The organism is Pseudomonas sp. UME65 (genome assembly GCF_014170225.1).
In the GTDB taxonomy this organism is placed as follows: domain Bacteria; phylum Pseudomonadota; class Gammaproteobacteria; order Pseudomonadales; family Pseudomonadaceae; genus Aquipseudomonas; species Aquipseudomonas protegens.
In genome coordinates, this window is record NZ_LZZQ01000006.1 from 21,189 (window position 1) to 35,410 (window position 14,222).

Sequence of the window (14,222 nt, forward strand, 5' to 3'; positions counted from 1 at the left end):
TACAGTCAGTTGACTTAATGCTTTGGGGGCCGTGCGCTTAGGCGCTGCCTGCCCCTGTGGCCCAGGTCCTGACCCAAGAGGTGTACCCCGATGAAAGGAATCCGCGCGCTGCTGGCCAGCAGCCTGTTGAGCCTTGCCGCCCTGAGTACGGTGCAGCCGGTTGTGGCGGCGCCGCAACCGATTCATTTCGCCGACCTGAACTGGGAAAGCGGCAGCCTGATCACCGAGATCCTGCGGATCATGGTGGAGCAGGGCTATGGCTTGCCCACCGACACCTTGCCCGGCACCACCATCACCCTGGAAACGGCCCTGGCCAACAACGACATCCAGGTGATCGGCGAAGAGTGGGCGGGGCGCAGCCCGGTGTGGGTCAAGGCCGAGGCCGAAGGCAAGGTGCAGGCCCTGGGGGATACGGTCAAGGGCGCCACCGAAGGCTGGTGGGTGCCGGAATACGTGATCAAGGGCGACCCGGCCAAGGGTATAAAGCCCCTGGCGCCGGAGCTGCGCAGCGTGACCGACCTGGCCCGCTACAAGGACGTGTTCAAGGACCCGGAGAGCCCGGACAAGGGGCGTTTCCTCAACAGCCCGATCGGCTGGACCTCGGAGATCGTCAACCAGCAGAAGCTCAAGGCCTATGGCCTGCAGGACAGCTACGTGAATTTTCGCAGCGGTTCCGGAGCGGCCCTGGATGCGGAGATCAGCTCGGCGATCCGTCGCGGCAAGCCGATCCTGTTCTATTACTGGTCGCCCACGCCGCTGCTCGGGCGCTTCAAGCTGGTGCAACTGCAAGAACCGCCCTTTGACGCCGAAGCCTGGAAGACCCTGACCGACGCCGCCAACCCCAACCCCCGGCCAACCCGTTCCCTGGCCTCCAGGTTGTCGATCGGGGTGTCCACGCCATTCCAGAAGCAGTACCCGCAACTGGCGCAGTTCTTCGCCAAGGTCGACCTGCCCATCGAGCCCCTGAACCGCGCCCTGGCGCAGATGAGCGAGAACCACAGCGCCCCGCGGGACGCGGCCCGGGCCTTCCTCAAGCAGCACCCCGACGTCTGGCGCGCCTGGGTGCCCCGGGACGTGGCGGACAGGATCGCCGCCACCTTGTAGGCGCCGGCGTGCCGGCGAATGGGCCCTTGAACCTTGCGCCCGGCGGGTGCAAGGCAGGGGTCAGAAGCGGGTCTGAACCGCCACCTCGAAGGTTCGCGGTTGGCCCAGGTAGTACGCCGGGGACACATGGGCGAACTGGCCATAGACCTCGTTGGTCAGGTTGCGCACCCGGCCGGTCACTGTGGTGTGGCTGTCGACCTTGTAGCGCAGGAAGCTGCCGTACAGGGTGTAGGCAGGCATCCGCAGAGTGTTGGCGTTGTCGGCGTATACCGAGGCCACGTAGCGCGCATCGACCCCGGTCTGCCAGTTGGGCGACAGGTCATAGGTCAGCCACAGGTTGGCCAGCCGGTCCGGTACGTTGGTCGGCGTGTTGCCCTTGCGGGAGACCACCGCGCCGCTGGCGATCTTCTCGTTGAACTCGCCGTACTCGGCATCCACCCAGGCGAAGTTGGCTTGCGCCAGTAGCTTGGGGGTGATGTGCAGGGAACTGGCCAGCTCGATGCCCCTGGAGGTCTGCTGGCCTACCGGGATGCTGTTGGCCGGGTCCAGGGGATCGGTGACGGCAAAGTCCTTGCGCTCGATGCGATAGGCGGCAACGGTCGCCGAACCCCATCCTTGCAGGTAGTCGAACTTGCTGCCCACTTCCCATTGCTTGCCCGTGGACACCTCGAAGTTCTGAGTGCCACTGGGCTGCTCGGCGGCGGTGCTGTACTGCACGTAGACATTGGCGCTGGGCAGGAACTGCCAGGTCAGGCCCAGGCGCCCGGTGACCGGTTCCCAGCTGTGCTTGAGGTGGCGCGGGTTGCTGGCGGTGATCAGCCGGTGGTTGGTCACGTCCAGGTCGATGGCGTCGTAGCGCAGGCCGCTGAGCAGTGACAGCTCGTCGGTCAGGGCCAGGCGGTTCTCGACGAACAGGGCGCGGGTGGTGACCTGGTTGGTCTTGTCCTTGGCCCAGCCCTGGCGGGTGCCCTTCAGGTCATAGAAGTCCCCCGGCTGGAAGTTGCCGGGATCGACGCTGTTGCTGGCCGGCACGTTCCAGGGCGAGTTGGTGGTGCTGTTGACCTTGTACTCAAAACCCCCGGACCAGGTGGTGTCGAGGCCGAACAGCTGATCATCGTGGCGCAGTTCGAACTGGTTGCCGTCCTGCTGGCCCTGGTGCCGTACCAGGTAGGCGGTCGAGCGGTTCACCCGGCTGTTGTCGGCGTTGTACTGGTAGGTCTCCAGGTTGCGATAGTCGCGCTGGCTGTCCAGGTGGTAGAGGGTGTTGCGCAGGCTGGTGCTGGGGTTGATCCGGTAGTCGATGATCGAGCGCAGCCACACCGTGCGTTGCTCATACAGGCCATCGGCGACGTTGTAGTTGTTGAAGCGGTTGTGCTTGTCGATCTTCAGCTCACCGGCCTTGGGATTGAGCACCGGGGTGCCCCAGTAGGGGCTGTCCTCGTGTTCATCCTGGTATTCCACCGCCAGGGTGTGGGACAGGTCCGGGGTCAGGTCGCTGAGCAGGGAGAAGGCCAGGCTCCAGGCATCCCTTTCCTGGCGGTCGATGTAGCCGTTGCTGGTGTTGTGGCTGACGTCCAAGCGCGCGTAGTGCTGCACCTCGGCACCGGCCGGGCTGAGGGCGTGGTTGACCCCGAAAGCGGTCTGCGTGGTGTCGTAGCTGCCGTAGCCGAGCAGGCCTTCGGCAGCCTGTTCGCGGCGGTCCGCGAGCTTGGTCACGTAGTTCAGCGAACCGCCCACGGAGCCGGCGCCATTGATCAGCGACGAGGGGCCGCCCACCAGTTCCACCCGGTCGTAGATCCAGGCGTCCACGGGCCGGGCCAGGCCGGTGGCGACGTTGATGCCGTTGAACATCTGGGTGATCTGGCTGCTGGTGAAGCCACGGTAGGAGACGAAGCCGCCGAACCCCGGCGGCGCACTGGCGTTGACCCCGGGCAGGGCGTTGGCCGCTTCCTGGAAGGTGCGGGCGCCGCTTCGCTCCAGGTCCTGGCGGCTGGCCACGGCCACCGAGGCCGGGGTTTCGCGCAGGCTCAGGCCCAGGCGCGAGGCCATGCCGCTGGACTGGTCCAGGTTCAGGCCCGGCTCGGCATCGGCCTCATCGGCGCCGATGGTGGTGGGGGCCAGTTCGAGGCTCGGCTGTCCCCAGGCATTGATCGACAGGCAGCCCAGCAGGCTCGCCAGCAAAGGAAGGTGTTTCATCGGTGCATCCTGAATTCTTGGCTAGGAAAAGGCCCACGAACGCGCGCCGCGCGACAGCGCAGTGGGCAGGTTGAGCACGAGCAGGAATCAGGCGAGAGGCGGTGCCCGGGGATGGGCCGCGGGCCAGGTGGAGCGGGCGGGGAGGTCGGTCTTGGCCAGGGTGCGCGCAAGCGGGGCCTGGGGCTGCGGCAGCAGGGCCAGGGTCAGGCTGGAGTTCAGGGCCGGGCCCATGCCGCCGGTGGAGCACAGCGGGCAACCGAAGGCTTTGGATAGAGTGGGCAGGGAGCCCTGGTCGGCCGGTTTCTGCAGCGGCGCCTGGGTGGCAGGGTCGACGCTGCAGAACTGCCCGCCGATGCCGTTGAGCTGCATGCCGAGTATCTGCCCGTGGCCGATGCTGCAGGCGAACACGTTGAACAGGACGCAGCAATAGAGCATCCAGGCAACGAGCGAGCGATCGGAACGGGCAAATTTCATGGGGCGGCACTTTATCATCGAAGGCGACGAACGTACTTACAAAAACGGTCAATCGAGTCCATTCTTCAGCGACATTTTCTGCACGGACGTCTGAACATGAATCTTCTGCTCGCACAGGGGGTGGCTGGCAGCTTCCTGTTGATCAGTCTGATCCATCTGTACTGGGCTGCGGGTGGCAAGCGTGGCAGTGATGCAGTGATCCCCGAAGTGCCGGGGCCAGGGCCCGGCATGACCCAGCCGGCGTTCCGCCCGCCGGCCCTGGCCACGATGCTGGTGGCAGTGGCTTTGTTGCTGGTGGCGATGCTGGTGTGCCTGAGGGTCGGGCTCTACCTGCCGACCGTGACCCATCCGTCTCTGCAGTGGGTGATCAGCGCCATTGCCTTGCTGATGTTCGCCCGGGCCATCGGCGACTCCGAGCTGGTGGGTTTTTTCAAGGAAGTCCGGGATTCGAAATTCGCCCGCCTCGACACCCTGTTCTATTCCCCCCTGTGCGTGGTGCTGGGGGCCGGGTTGCTGGTGCTGGCCTGGGCCTGAGGGCAGTCAGCCGGCGCTGGCCAGTGCAGGAACTGGCTGGTGCAGGAGCTGGCTTGCCAGCGAAGGCGTTTTCGAAGTCACCGCAAGGCTCACGGGCCTCGTCGCCGGCAGCCGGCTCCTAGGTGCAGCGGATGTGCTCAGTTGCCGGTTTCGCTGCGTTTGCTGCTGATTTCCGCCGGCACATCGTCGCCGGCCATGCGCTTGCGAAACAGCGCGGCCCGCGCCAGCAGCAGGGTGGTCACCGGTACGGTGATGGACATCAGCACCGGGATCAGCCAGGCGTGCAGCACCGGCCCGGACTTGAGCGCGGAAAAGTACAGGATCGACGCCAGGGCCACGGCCCAGGAGCCCATGGTGGAGGCCAGGGCCGGCGGGTGCATGCGCTGGAAGTAGCTCTTCATGCGCAGGATGCCCAGGGCCCCGATCAGGGCAAACACACTGCTGATCACCAGCAGCAGGGCCACCAGCACTTCCACCCACAGTGGCAATTGTTCCAGGCTGTTCATTCGATCACCTCGCCACGCAGAAGGAATTTGGCCAGGGCGAAGGAGCCGACAAAGCCGAACAGGGCGATCAGCAGCGCCGCCTCGAAGTAGGTGTCACTGGCGTAGCGCACGCCCAGCACCAGCATCATCAGCATCGCCAGGATGTACAGGTAGTCCAGGGCCAGAACCCGGTCCTGGGCCGAGGGGCCCTTGAACAGGCGCACCAGGGTCAGGACCATGGCCAGGGAGAAAATGAACAGACTCAGCAAGATCGCGTTGGTCAGCAGGACACTCATTCGAAAATCTCCATCAGCGGGCGCTCGTACGTGGCCTTGAAGTGCTGGATGAATTGCGCCTCGTCCTTCAGGTCGAAGACGTGCAGCAACAGCAGGCTGCGGTCCAGGGACAGCTCGGACCAGACCGTGCCCGGTACCACCGTGGTGATGGTGGACAGCGCCGCCAGGCCATTGGCGTCCCGCAGGTCCAGGGGGATCTTGACGAAGGCCGAGTGCACCGGGCGCCGGCCGTTGTTGAGCACGCCCCAGGCCACCAGCAGGTTGGACACCAGCACGTCGCGGCCCACCACCAGGAACAGGCGCAGGATGGTGCCCGGGCGGCGGATGCGGATCGGCAGGGGCCGCAGGGGCTGCATCAGCAGCGGCGCGAGAAAGCCCAGCAGGGCGCCCAGCAGCAGGTTGCCCGGGCTGAGGGACAGGTTCAGCACCAGCCAGAGCAGCCACAGTGCCAGGGACAGGAATGGCGCGGGGAACAGGCGCTTCATGGGTGCACCTCCACTGCCGCTGCGGTCTTGGATTCAGGGCTGAGCACGGTGCGGGTGCCGAGCACCGCCATCACGTAATGCTCCGGGTGGTTGAGGCTGTCGGCGGTGGCCTGGGTGAAGCGCAGCAACGGCTCGGCCTTGAAGCTGAGCAGCACGCAGAGCCCCAGCAGCGCCACGATCGGCAGGCACTCCAGGCGCCGCAGCACCGGCGAAGGGCATTCCTCCGGGGTCCAGAAGCGCTGCACGCCCAGGCGGGCAAAGGCAATCAGCGAGGCCAGGCCCGAGAGGATCAACAGCGCCAGGAAGCACCAGGCCGCCGGGGTGATCGGCGCGCCCTCGCTGGCCCCCAGGCCCTCGGGGTTGAGCAGGGCGGCAATCAGGTTGAGCTTGCCGATGAAGCCCGATAGCGGCGGCATGCCGATGATCAGCAAGGCGCAGGCGATGAAGCTCAGGCCGAGGAAGGCCATGGTCCAGGGGATCACCTGGCCGACCACCACTTTCTGTTCATCGTCGAGGTTGCTGCCCCGTGGCGGGTGCAGCGACTCCATGGGCCGCGGCAGGATCTCGCCTTCATCCTCCAGGGGGATCTCGTTGGCCGAGCGCGAACGCTCGATCAGTTCTGCCAGCAAAAACAGCGCGCACATCGCCAGGGTCGAGCTGAACAGGTAGAACAGCGCCGCGCCGGTGAGGGCCGGCTGGGCGAAGCCGATCACCGAGATCAGGATGCCGGCCGACACCAGGATGCTCAGGCTGGCCATGCGCTCCAGGCGCTGGGCCGGAAGAATCGCCAGGGCCGCGCAGAAGATCGTCGCCATGCCGCCGTACACCAGCCACTGGCTGCCGAAATAGGCCGAGGCCCCTGCTTGCCCGGAGAACAGCAGGGTCCATAGGCGCAGTACGGTGTACACACCGACTTTGGTCATGATGGCGAACAGTGCCGCCACCGGCGCGCTGGCCGAGGAGTAGGCGGGCACCAGCCAGAAGTTCAGTGGCCACATCCCGGCCTTGGCCAGGAAGGCGATCGCCAGGATCGCCGTACCGGCGTGCAACAGGCCGCGGTCGGCTTCCGGCACCAGGGGGATCTTCATCGCCAGGTCGGCCATGTTCAGGGTCCCGGTGACCCCGTAGATCATTGCCGTGCCGATCAGGAACAGCGATGAGGCCAGCAGGTTGATGGTGATGTAGTGCAGCCCCGAAGACACCCGCGCGCGCCCCGAGCCGTGCAGCATCAGGCCGTAGGACGCCGCTAGCAGCACCTCGAAGAACACGAACAGGTTGAACAGGTCGGCGGTCAGGAAGGCCCCGTAGAGGCCCATCAGCTGGATCTGGAACAGGGCATGGAAACTGGCCCCGGCGCCGTCCCAGCGGGCCATGGCGAACAGCAGCGCGCTGACCCCGATGATACCGGTGAGCACCAGCATCAGCGCCGACAGGCGATCGACCACCAGCACGATGCCGAACGGCACCTGCCAGTTGCTGGGCAGGTACACGCCGAAGGAACCGGTGGCGCCCTGGACCTGGGTCCAGTACAGCAGGTAGCCCGCCAGGCACAGGCCCAGCAGGGTGGAGAGCAGGTTGATCCGGGCTTTCAGCGGGCGATGCTTTTCCCCCAGCAGCAACATGATGCCCGCGGTCAGCAGAGGCAGGAGGATGGGGGCGACGATCAGGTGCGACAACGGATTCATTCCTTGGGCTCCCGGCCATCGACGTGGTCGGTGCCGGTCAGGCCCCGGGAAGCCAGGAGCACCACCAGAAACAGCGCAGTCATGGCGAAGCTGATGACGATGGCCGTGAGCACCAGCGCCTGGGGCAGCGGGTCGGTGTAGTGCAGCAGGTCCTGGGGCACGCCGTCCTTGACGATCGGCTCCTTGCCGATGAACAGGCTGCCCATGCTGAAGATGAACAGGTTGACCGCATAGGACAGCAGGCACAGGCCCATCACCACCTGGAAGGTCCGCGGGCGCAGCACCAGCCAGACTCCGGAAGCGGCGAGGACCCCAATGGCGATTGCGATGACTTCTTCCATCAGGCGGCTCCGTTCTGAGTCAGGGATTTGGCCTGGCTGGCCGGCTTGTGGGCCCGCACCGACTGGTGCGCCAGGGCCGTGAGGATCAGCAGGGTCGCACCCACCACCACAGCGTACACGCCGATGTCGAAGAACAGCGCGCTGGCGATGTGGATATCACCGAACAGCGGCAGGTCCACATGCAGCGTGTGGGTGGTCAGGAACGGGTAGCCCCAGGCCAGGGCGCCGAGGCCGGTGGCCAGGGCAACCAGCAGCCCGGTGCCCATCCAGCGCAGCGGCCGCAGGCTCATCTGCGCCTCGACCCACTGGGTGCCCGCCACCATGTACTGGAGGATGAAGGCCACCGACATCACCAGCCCGGCGACGAAACCGCCACCCGGCAGGTTGTGCCCGCGCATGAACAGGTAGAAGGACACCACCAGGGCAATCGGCAGCAGCAGGCGCACCAGCACCGCCGGCACCATCATGAAGCCCAGGGCGGTGTCGCTGGCCTGGCGCGGGTTGACCAGGTCGGTGACCACGTCCGGGGCCAGCAGGCGCTGCTGCGCCGGCAACTGCATGCTTTCCTTGGGCGGGCGGAAGCGGCGCAGCAGGGCGAACACGGTCAGGGCCACCGCCGCCAGCACGGTGATCTCGCCCAGGGTGTCGAAGCTGCGGAAGTCCACCAGGGTCACGTTGACCACATTGGTGCCGCCGCCTTCAGGCAAGGCACGGCTGAGGTAGAACGAGGAAATGTCGTTGGGGGTGGGGCGGGTCAGCATGGCGTAGGACAGCACTGCCATGCCCAGGCCCACGGCCACCGACAGGCTCAGGTCACGCAGGCGGCGGATGCGCGCCTTGGGCACGCTGCTGGGCAGGGGCGAGACGTCCTCGATCCGCCGTGGCAGCCAGCGCAGGCCGAGGAGGATCAGCACCGTGGTCACCACTTCCACCACCAGCTGGGTCAGGGCCAGGTCCGGCGCCGAGAACCAGACGAAGGTCACGCAGGTCATCAGCCCGCAGACGCTGACCATGGTCAGGGCGGCCAGACGGTGGTACTTGGCTTGCCAGGCGGCGCCCAGGGCGCAGGCGATGGCCAGCAGCCAGAAGGTCACGAAGACGATGGAACCGGGGATCTTCGGCCGGTCGCCCCAGGTCAGCTGGCTGTAGAGCATGGGGATCAGCCCGGCGATCACCGCCGCCAGGATCAGCACGAACAGCTGGGTCTGCAGGCGCTTGGTGCTCAACCGGCGTTCCAGGCGCCGGGCCAGGCGGGTCATGCCCACCAGGCTGCGCTCGAACAACAGCTTGCCGTTGAGACGGCCCACGCCCGGCGGGTAGGCGAAACGGCCCGCCACCAGCGGCTTGTGCAGCAGCAGGTAGAGGACGATGCCGCAGGACATGGCGATCAGGCTCATGATCATCGGGGCATTGAGGCCGTGCCAGATGGCCAGGCTGTACTCGGGCAGGGTTCCGCCCACCACCGGCAGCGCCGCGGCGGCCAGCAGCGGGCCGATGATCTGCGCCGGGAAGATCCCCACCAGCAGGCAGGTGAACACCAGCAGTTCAACCGGGGCACGCATCCAGCGCGGCGGCTCGTGGGGCGTGTGCGGCAGGTCGGTGGCCGGCTCCCCGAAGAACACGTCGACCGTGAAGCGCAGGGCGTAGGCGACGCTGAAGGTCCCGGCGATGGTAGCGATCACCGGCAGGGCGATTTCCACCCAGGCGCTGGAGTTGATGAACACCGTCTCGGCGAAGAACATCTCCTTGGACAGGAAGCCGTTGAGCAGCGGCACCCCGGCCATGGAGGCGCTGGCCACCATGGCCAGGGTCGCGGTGTAGGGCATCAGCTTGATCAGGCCGTTGAGCTTGCGGATGTCGCGGCTGCCGCTTTCGTGGTCGATGATCCCGGCCGCCATGAACAAGGACGCCTTGAACGTGGCGTGGTTGAGAATGTGGAACACCGCCGCCACCGCGGCCAGCGGGCTGTTCAGGCCCAGCAGCAGGGTGATCAGCCCCAGGTGGCTGATGGTGGAATAGGCCAGCAGGCCCTTGAGGTCGTTCTGGAACATCGCGCAGTAGGCGCCCAGCACCAGGGTGCAGGCCCCGGCGCCGCTGACGATGTAGAACCATTCTTCAGTGCCGGACAACGACGGCCACAGGCGGGCCAGGAGAAACACCCCGGCCTTGACCATGGTCGCCGAGTGCAGGTAGGCCGAGACCGGGGTCGGCGCGGCCATGGCGTGGGGTAGCCAGAAGTGGAAGGGGAACTGCGCGCTCTTGCTCAGGGCGCCCAGCAGGATCAAGGGCAACAGGATCGGGTAGAGCGCGTGGGCGCGTATCTTGTCTCCGGCAGCCAGTACCTGATCCAGGTCGTAGCTGCCCACCACATGGCCGAGCAGCATGACCCCGGCCAGCAGGCACAAGCCCCCGGCACCGGTGACCATCAACGCCATGTAGGCGCCGCGGCGGGCATCGGAGCGGTGGTGCCAGTAGCCGATCAGCAGGAAGGAGAAGAGGCTGGTGAGCTCCCAGAAGAACACGATCTGGATCAGGTTGCCGGAAATCACCAGGCCGAGCATGGCCCCCATGAAGGCCAGGAAGAAGGCGAAGAAACGCGGCACCGGATCTTGCGGCGACATGTAATAACGCGCGTAGAGCGCCACCAGGCTGCCGATGCCCAGCACCAGCAGCGAGAACAGCCAGGCGAAGCCGTCCAGGCGCAGCACGAAGTTCAGCCCCAGGCTCGGCAGCCAGGCATACTCCTCGCGAATCACCCCGCCATCGGCGATCTGTGGGTACAGCAGAGCCACCTGGATGGTGCCAATGAGTGCCACCAGGCCGGCCAGCAGAGATTCGGTGTTACGTGCGTTGTGCGGCAACAGGGCCGCCAGACAGCTGCCGATGAATGGCAGAAGCAGTAGAACTATCAGGGACATAGGCTTCTAATCTGCGGAAAAGTATGACGCATAATACGTGCCAGGCTCTGGATCACCAACCGCCATGCGCGGCCCGGGCCCCCTAAGAAATGTTACATACGCTTTCAAAGGTAGGAGACAAATGCCTGATGCGCCCGTTCACCGGGTGCTGTGGGGCAAATGCCCTGCCCAGCTCAAGCCGCCACAAGGATCGACAAGGGTGCACATGATTAAAGGATCGGCCTTGGGCCGGCTGTTTCGACGGGGCGCGTTCGCCGTGCTGTTCACCGCCTTTGGTGCGGCATCGGGCATTGGCCTGGAGCATTATCTGGACCGCCCCGACATGCTCAAGACCCGCCAGGCGCTGGTCATCGAAGGCCCGCAGGGGGATGAGCGCAACTATGTGTTGCCGCCGGGCACGGTGCTCTATTTCGACCGCGCCTTTGCCGAGGGGCACGTGCTCTACCACGCCTACTTCTACTATCACGGCGAGCCTGAAAATGACCGGGTACTGCTGGAGCCCAAGCACAAGGGCTCCCTGACCGTCCCCACCTGGCTCTATGCCCCCGGGGACCCCGCACTGTAGGCGCTGGCCTATCAGCGAGAGCGCCTGCAAGAGCACCTTCGCCGGCAAGCCGGCTCCTACAGTCCCCACCACTACCCCAGCCAGCTGTAGGCGCTGGCTTGCCAGCGAAAGGGCCCTCAAGAGCTCCCTCACCAGCAAGCCACCCCCCGCAGCGGGCCGTTGCTCAGGACTCCACCGCCTCGCCGCTCTGCTGTCCGGCTTCTGCCTTGGGCTTCCATTCGCTGATGATCACCGCCAGCACGATCAAGGCGCCGCCCAGCAACGCCAGCCCCGGCAGGCGCTCCCCGGCGATGCGCCCGACAATCCCGGCCCACACCGGCTCGCCGGCATAGATCAGGGTGGCGCGGGTCGGCGAGACGCTTTTCTGCGCCCAGTTCATTGCCAGCTGGATCACCGCGCTGGCAGCCCCCAGGCCCAGGGCGCTGGCCAGCAGCAGCCAGGAAAACCCCGGCAGCGCTTCCCCGGTCGGCCACACCATGGCGAACGCCAGCAGCGAGGTGACCGCCAGTTGCACCACGGTGACCCGGCGCACATCCACCCGCCCGCCGAAGCTGCTGATGAGGATGATCTCCGCGGCAATGGCCACGGTACTGATCAGGGTGGCGATCTCCCCGGGGCTGAAGTCCAGGGACGCGCCATTGGGCCCGGACAGCAGCATCAGCCCGGTGAACGCCAGCATGATGCCGATACTCGGCAGCAACCCCGGGCGCTTGCCCATGAACAGCCATTGCAGCAACGGCACGAAGGGCACATAAAGGGCGGTGATGAACGCCGACTGGCTGCTGGGAATGCTTTGCAGGCCCACGGTCTGCAAACCGTAGCCGAGCATGATCGCGGTACCGATAAAGGCCCCGGCGCGCAGTTCGAACAGGGTCAGGCCGCGCAAGTGGCGCAGTGAGAATGCACCGACCATGCACGCCGCTGCGGCAAAGCGCAGGCCGACGAAGAACATCGGCCCGCTGACGCTCATGGCGTTCTGCACCAGCAGGAAGGTGCCGCCCCAGATCATGGTGATCAGCACCAGCACGGCTTCGGCCTTGCTCAACTTGAACTGGAATCCGCGGGAGGGCGTTGCTGTCATGGCCTTGCGTGCTACCTGAGGGGGACGCACAATGCGCCGGAAGTTGGGCAGTATACTGCGCAGGCCCCGGGAGTGAGCAATATAGTGCACAAAGAAAACGTCCAGCGGGCCTCGGTCCTGCAACATGTCAGCCTCAACGTCCGCCGCCTGCGCAATGCCGCGGGCTTGAGCCAGAGCGCCCTGGCGGAAAAATCCAATGTCAGCCGGCGGATGCTGGTGGCGATAGAGGCGGGGGAGAAGAACGTCAGCCTCGGCACCCTGGACCGGGTGGCCGAAGCCCTGGACGTGGCCTTCAGCGACCTGATCCAGGCCCCGGAATCCCGGGATTCGAGCCGCATCAACGAGCTGGCCTGGGCCGGTGCTATCCCCGGCAGCAAGGCGCTGCTCCTGGCCAAGGCCGAGGCCACCCGTGAAGTGGAGCTTTGGGAATGGCAGCTGGAGCCTGGCGAGGTCTATCACTCGGAGTGCGACGCCGAGGGCTGGAGCGAGCAGATCTACGTCTTCGAAGGCTGCCTGACGGTGTTCTTCGGCGACACTGAACGGCGCCTGGAATGCGGTGACTTCTTCATGTTCGCCAGCCACGTGCCCCACGGCTACCGCAACGACGGCACCCGGGCCACGCGCTTCGTGCGCAACGTGGTGATCTGACGCCCCGTGGCCCGGCAAGCGCTGTTTGCCCAGCAACAGCAGTTGGACATTTTGCCTGTTTTCAGTTGATGCCTTTTAGCTGAATTATCAAGCAAGCTGCTGATATTAAAGGTTTTTATATTTAGGCACGACTCCTGCAATTGTCCTGGAAAGAACCCCGCGACGGGTGTTCACCTTGATGTTCAGGAAGCGGAGTCGGCCCATGACAGCCCCAGCCCAACCCTCTCGCAGTGCCCATCTCATCCAGAACGATGCGCAAGCCATCAGCGTGGCCCGGGCCCTGGCCCAGCGCTTTGCCGTGGAGGCGGCGCTGCGTGATCGCGAGCGGCGCCTGCCCCGGGCAGAGCTCGACGAATTTTCCGCCAGCGGCCTGTGGGGCATCACCATCCCCAAAGAGTACGGCGGCGCCGGGGTGTCCTACGCCACCCTGGTGGAAGTCATCAAGCTCATTTCCGCCGCCGACCCGTCTCTCGGCCAGTTGCCGCAGAACCACCTGGGGGTGGTGGACATCCTGCTGCAGACCGCCAGCGAAGAGCAGAAGCGCCATTACTTCGCCAAGGTGTTGCAGGGCTACCGCTTCGGCAATGCGTTTTCCGAGGCCGGCAGCAAGCACGTCGGCGCCTTTGAAACCCAGATCCGTTTCGACGGCGAACAGGCGCAGATCGACGGCGAGAAGTTCTACTGCACCGGGGCGCTGTTCGCCCACATCGTCCCGGCGGTGGCGGTGGACGAACACAACCAGGCGCACATTGCCTTTATCGAGCGCGACAACCCTGGCCTCACGGTGATCGACAGCTGGGACGGCTTCGGCCAGCGCACCACCGCCAGTGGCGGGGGCAGCCTCAAGGCGGTGCGGGTGCCGCGCAGCGCGGTGATCCCGGCCCATCGGGCCTTCGACCAGCCCACCGCCGATGGCCCGATCTCGCAAATCATCCAGGCCGCGGTGGACACCGGCATCGCCGTCGCCGCCCTGGAAGACGCCAAGCACCATGCCCGGCAATCCCGGCCGTGGATCGACAGTGGCCTGGACCATGGCTGGCAGGACCCGTTCACCATTGCCGCCATCGGCGACCTGGAATGGCGGGTGCACGGCACCGAGGCGATCCTCGCCAAGGCCGCCGAGGCGGTCGATCAGGCCCTGGCCCAGCCCGGTGAAGACAGCGTCGCCCAGGCCTCCCTGGTGGTGGCCCAGGCCAAGGTGCTGTCGGCGGAGAGTGCCTTGCTCGCCGCCAGCAAACTCTTCGAACTGGCCGGCACCCGTTCGGTGTCGGGCAAGTACAACCTCGACCGCCACTGGCGCAACGCCCGCACCCACACCCTGCACGATCCGGCGCGCTGGAAATATCACCTGATCGGCAACTACCTGCTCAACGGCATCAAGCCGGCCCGCCACGCCTGGAACTGAAGGAC

The 14,222-nt window shown here is 65.9% G+C and carries 14 protein-coding genes; 5 read left to right on the plus strand and 9 right to left on the minus strand.

Annotation, left to right across the window (positions count from 1 at the left end):
* The first annotated feature begins 90 nt into the window (after positions 1 to 90).
* Positions 91 to 1,104 carry an ABC transporter substrate-binding protein gene (locus A9971_RS07000; RefSeq protein ID WP_011060899.1) on the plus strand — a complete coding sequence of 338 codons (1,014 nt, stop codon included), beginning with the start codon at positions 91 to 93 and terminating at the stop codon, positions 1,102 to 1,104.
* A 60-nt stretch (positions 1,105 to 1,164) separates the two neighbouring features.
* On the opposite strand, the gene A9971_RS07005 is transcribed toward A9971_RS07000, so the two are convergent.
* Positions 1,165 to 3,300, minus strand: coding sequence for a TonB-dependent siderophore receptor (locus tag A9971_RS07005; RefSeq protein ID WP_183001533.1), 2,136 nt, complete (start codon positions 3,298 to 3,300; stop codon positions 1,165 to 1,167).
* 87 nt (positions 3,301 to 3,387) lie between these two features.
* Positions 3,388 to 3,774 (minus strand): DUF2946 domain-containing protein, encoded by a 387-nt coding sequence (locus tag A9971_RS07010; protein ID WP_183001534.1) that lies wholly within the window; start codon positions 3,772 to 3,774, stop codon positions 3,388 to 3,390.
* Positions 3,775 to 3,870: 96 nt separating this feature from the next.
* Here A9971_RS07010 and A9971_RS07015 point away from each other — a divergent pair, with 96 nt between their 5' ends.
* Complete coding sequence (locus A9971_RS07015) at positions 3,871 to 4,308, plus strand: DUF3995 domain-containing protein (RefSeq protein ID WP_019094294.1); 438 nt, start codon at positions 3,871 to 3,873, stop codon at positions 4,306 to 4,308.
* Positions 4,309 to 4,445: 137 nt separating this feature from the next.
* Here A9971_RS07015 and A9971_RS07020 read toward each other — a convergent pair whose 3' ends face one another.
* From A9971_RS07020 to A9971_RS07045, 6 genes are read right to left on the minus strand one after another with little or no spacing between them, the layout of a single operon-like run.
* The gene (locus A9971_RS07020; RefSeq protein ID WP_011060902.1) at positions 4,446 to 4,814 is read right to left on the minus strand and encodes a Na+/H+ antiporter subunit G; all 369 of its coding nucleotides are present in this window, start codon (positions 4,812 to 4,814) and stop codon (positions 4,446 to 4,448) included.
* Positions 4,811 to 5,089, minus strand: coding sequence for a K+/H+ antiporter subunit F (locus A9971_RS07025; RefSeq protein ID WP_011060903.1), 279 nt, complete (start codon positions 5,087 to 5,089; stop codon positions 4,811 to 4,813). Before A9971_RS07025 ends, A9971_RS07020 begins: the two co-directional genes overlap by 4 nt.
* A complete protein-coding gene (locus A9971_RS07030) occupies positions 5,086 to 5,574 on the minus strand; it encodes a Na+/H+ antiporter subunit E (RefSeq protein WP_011060904.1) in 489 nt (162 codons plus the stop codon). The genes A9971_RS07025 and A9971_RS07030 overlap by 4 nt, the downstream gene beginning before the upstream one ends.
* The gene (locus A9971_RS07035; protein ID WP_183001535.1) at positions 5,571 to 7,259 is read right to left on the minus strand and encodes a monovalent cation/H+ antiporter subunit D; all 1,689 of its coding nucleotides are present in this window, start codon (positions 7,257 to 7,259) and stop codon (positions 5,571 to 5,573) included. Before A9971_RS07035 ends, A9971_RS07030 begins: the two co-directional genes overlap by 4 nt.
* A complete protein-coding gene (locus A9971_RS07040) occupies positions 7,256 to 7,600 on the minus strand; it encodes a Na+/H+ antiporter subunit C (protein ID WP_011060906.1) in 345 nt (114 codons plus the stop codon). Before A9971_RS07040 ends, A9971_RS07035 begins: the two co-directional genes overlap by 4 nt.
* Positions 7,600 to 10,518, minus strand: coding sequence for a monovalent cation/H+ antiporter subunit A (locus A9971_RS07045; RefSeq protein WP_011060907.1), 2,919 nt, complete (start codon positions 10,516 to 10,518; stop codon positions 7,600 to 7,602). The genes A9971_RS07040 and A9971_RS07045 overlap by 1 nt, the downstream gene beginning before the upstream one ends.
* Before the next feature lie 205 nt (positions 10,519 to 10,723).
* Here A9971_RS07045 and A9971_RS07050 point away from each other — a divergent pair, with 205 nt between their 5' ends.
* Positions 10,724 to 11,083 carry a hypothetical protein gene (locus tag A9971_RS07050; RefSeq protein ID WP_171820707.1) on the plus strand — a complete coding sequence of 120 codons (360 nt, stop codon included), beginning with the start codon at positions 10,724 to 10,726 and terminating at the stop codon, positions 11,081 to 11,083.
* Positions 11,084 to 11,246: 163 nt separating this feature from the next.
* Here the strand turns inward: A9971_RS07050 and A9971_RS07055 are convergent, their stop codons facing one another.
* A complete protein-coding gene (locus tag A9971_RS07055; RefSeq protein WP_015635330.1) occupies positions 11,247 to 12,254 on the minus strand; it encodes a DMT family transporter in 1,008 nt (335 codons plus the stop codon).
* On the opposite strand from A9971_RS07055, the gene A9971_RS07060 reads away from it, so the two are divergent.
* Both A9971_RS07060 and A9971_RS07065 read left to right on the plus strand, forming a co-directional pair.
* Complete coding sequence (locus A9971_RS07060) at positions 12,249 to 12,812, plus strand: helix-turn-helix domain-containing protein (RefSeq protein ID WP_011060910.1); 564 nt, start codon at positions 12,249 to 12,251, stop codon at positions 12,810 to 12,812. The genes A9971_RS07055 and A9971_RS07060 overlap by 6 nt on opposite strands.
* A gap of 202 nt (positions 12,813 to 13,014) precedes the next feature.
* Positions 13,015 to 14,217 (plus strand): SfnB family sulfur acquisition oxidoreductase, encoded by a 1,203-nt coding sequence (locus A9971_RS07065; protein WP_183001967.1) that lies wholly within the window; start codon positions 13,015 to 13,017, stop codon positions 14,215 to 14,217.
* Positions 14,218 to 14,222 lie beyond the last annotated feature (5 nt).

Excerpts from the sequence above, each read along its gene's own strand:
- A9971_RS07000 (WP_011060899.1), top strand. The coding sequence starts at position 91 with ATGAAAGGAATCCGCGCGCTGCTGGCCAGCAGCCTGTTGAGCCTTGCC.
- A9971_RS07005 (WP_183001533.1), bottom strand. The coding sequence starts at position 3,300 with ATGAAACACCTTCCTTTGCTGGCGAGCCTGCTGGGCTGCCTGTCGATC.
- A9971_RS07010 (WP_183001534.1), bottom strand. The coding sequence starts at position 3,774 with ATGAAATTTGCCCGTTCCGATCGCTCGCTCGTTGCCTGGATGCTCTAT.
- A9971_RS07015 (WP_019094294.1), top strand. The coding sequence starts at position 3,871 with ATGAATCTTCTGCTCGCACAGGGGGTGGCTGGCAGCTTCCTGTTGATC.
- A9971_RS07020 (WP_011060902.1), bottom strand. The coding sequence starts at position 4,814 with ATGAACAGCCTGGAACAATTGCCACTGTGGGTGGAAGTGCTGGTGGCC.
- A9971_RS07025 (WP_011060903.1), bottom strand. The coding sequence starts at position 5,089 with ATGAGTGTCCTGCTGACCAACGCGATCTTGCTGAGTCTGTTCATTTTC.
- A9971_RS07030 (WP_011060904.1), bottom strand. The coding sequence starts at position 5,574 with ATGAAGCGCCTGTTCCCCGCGCCATTCCTGTCCCTGGCACTGTGGCTG.
- A9971_RS07035 (WP_183001535.1), bottom strand. The coding sequence starts at position 7,259 with ATGAATCCGTTGTCGCACCTGATCGTCGCCCCCATCCTCCTGCCTCTG.
- A9971_RS07040 (WP_011060906.1), bottom strand. The coding sequence starts at position 7,600 with ATGGAAGAAGTCATCGCAATCGCCATTGGGGTCCTCGCCGCTTCCGGA.
- A9971_RS07045 (WP_011060907.1), bottom strand. The coding sequence starts at position 10,518 with ATGTCCCTGATAGTTCTACTGCTTCTGCCATTCATCGGCAGCTGTCTG.
- A9971_RS07050 (WP_171820707.1), top strand. The coding sequence starts at position 10,724 with ATGATTAAAGGATCGGCCTTGGGCCGGCTGTTTCGACGGGGCGCGTTC.
- A9971_RS07065 (WP_183001967.1), top strand. The coding sequence starts at position 13,015 with ATGACAGCCCCAGCCCAACCCTCTCGCAGTGCCCATCTCATCCAGAAC.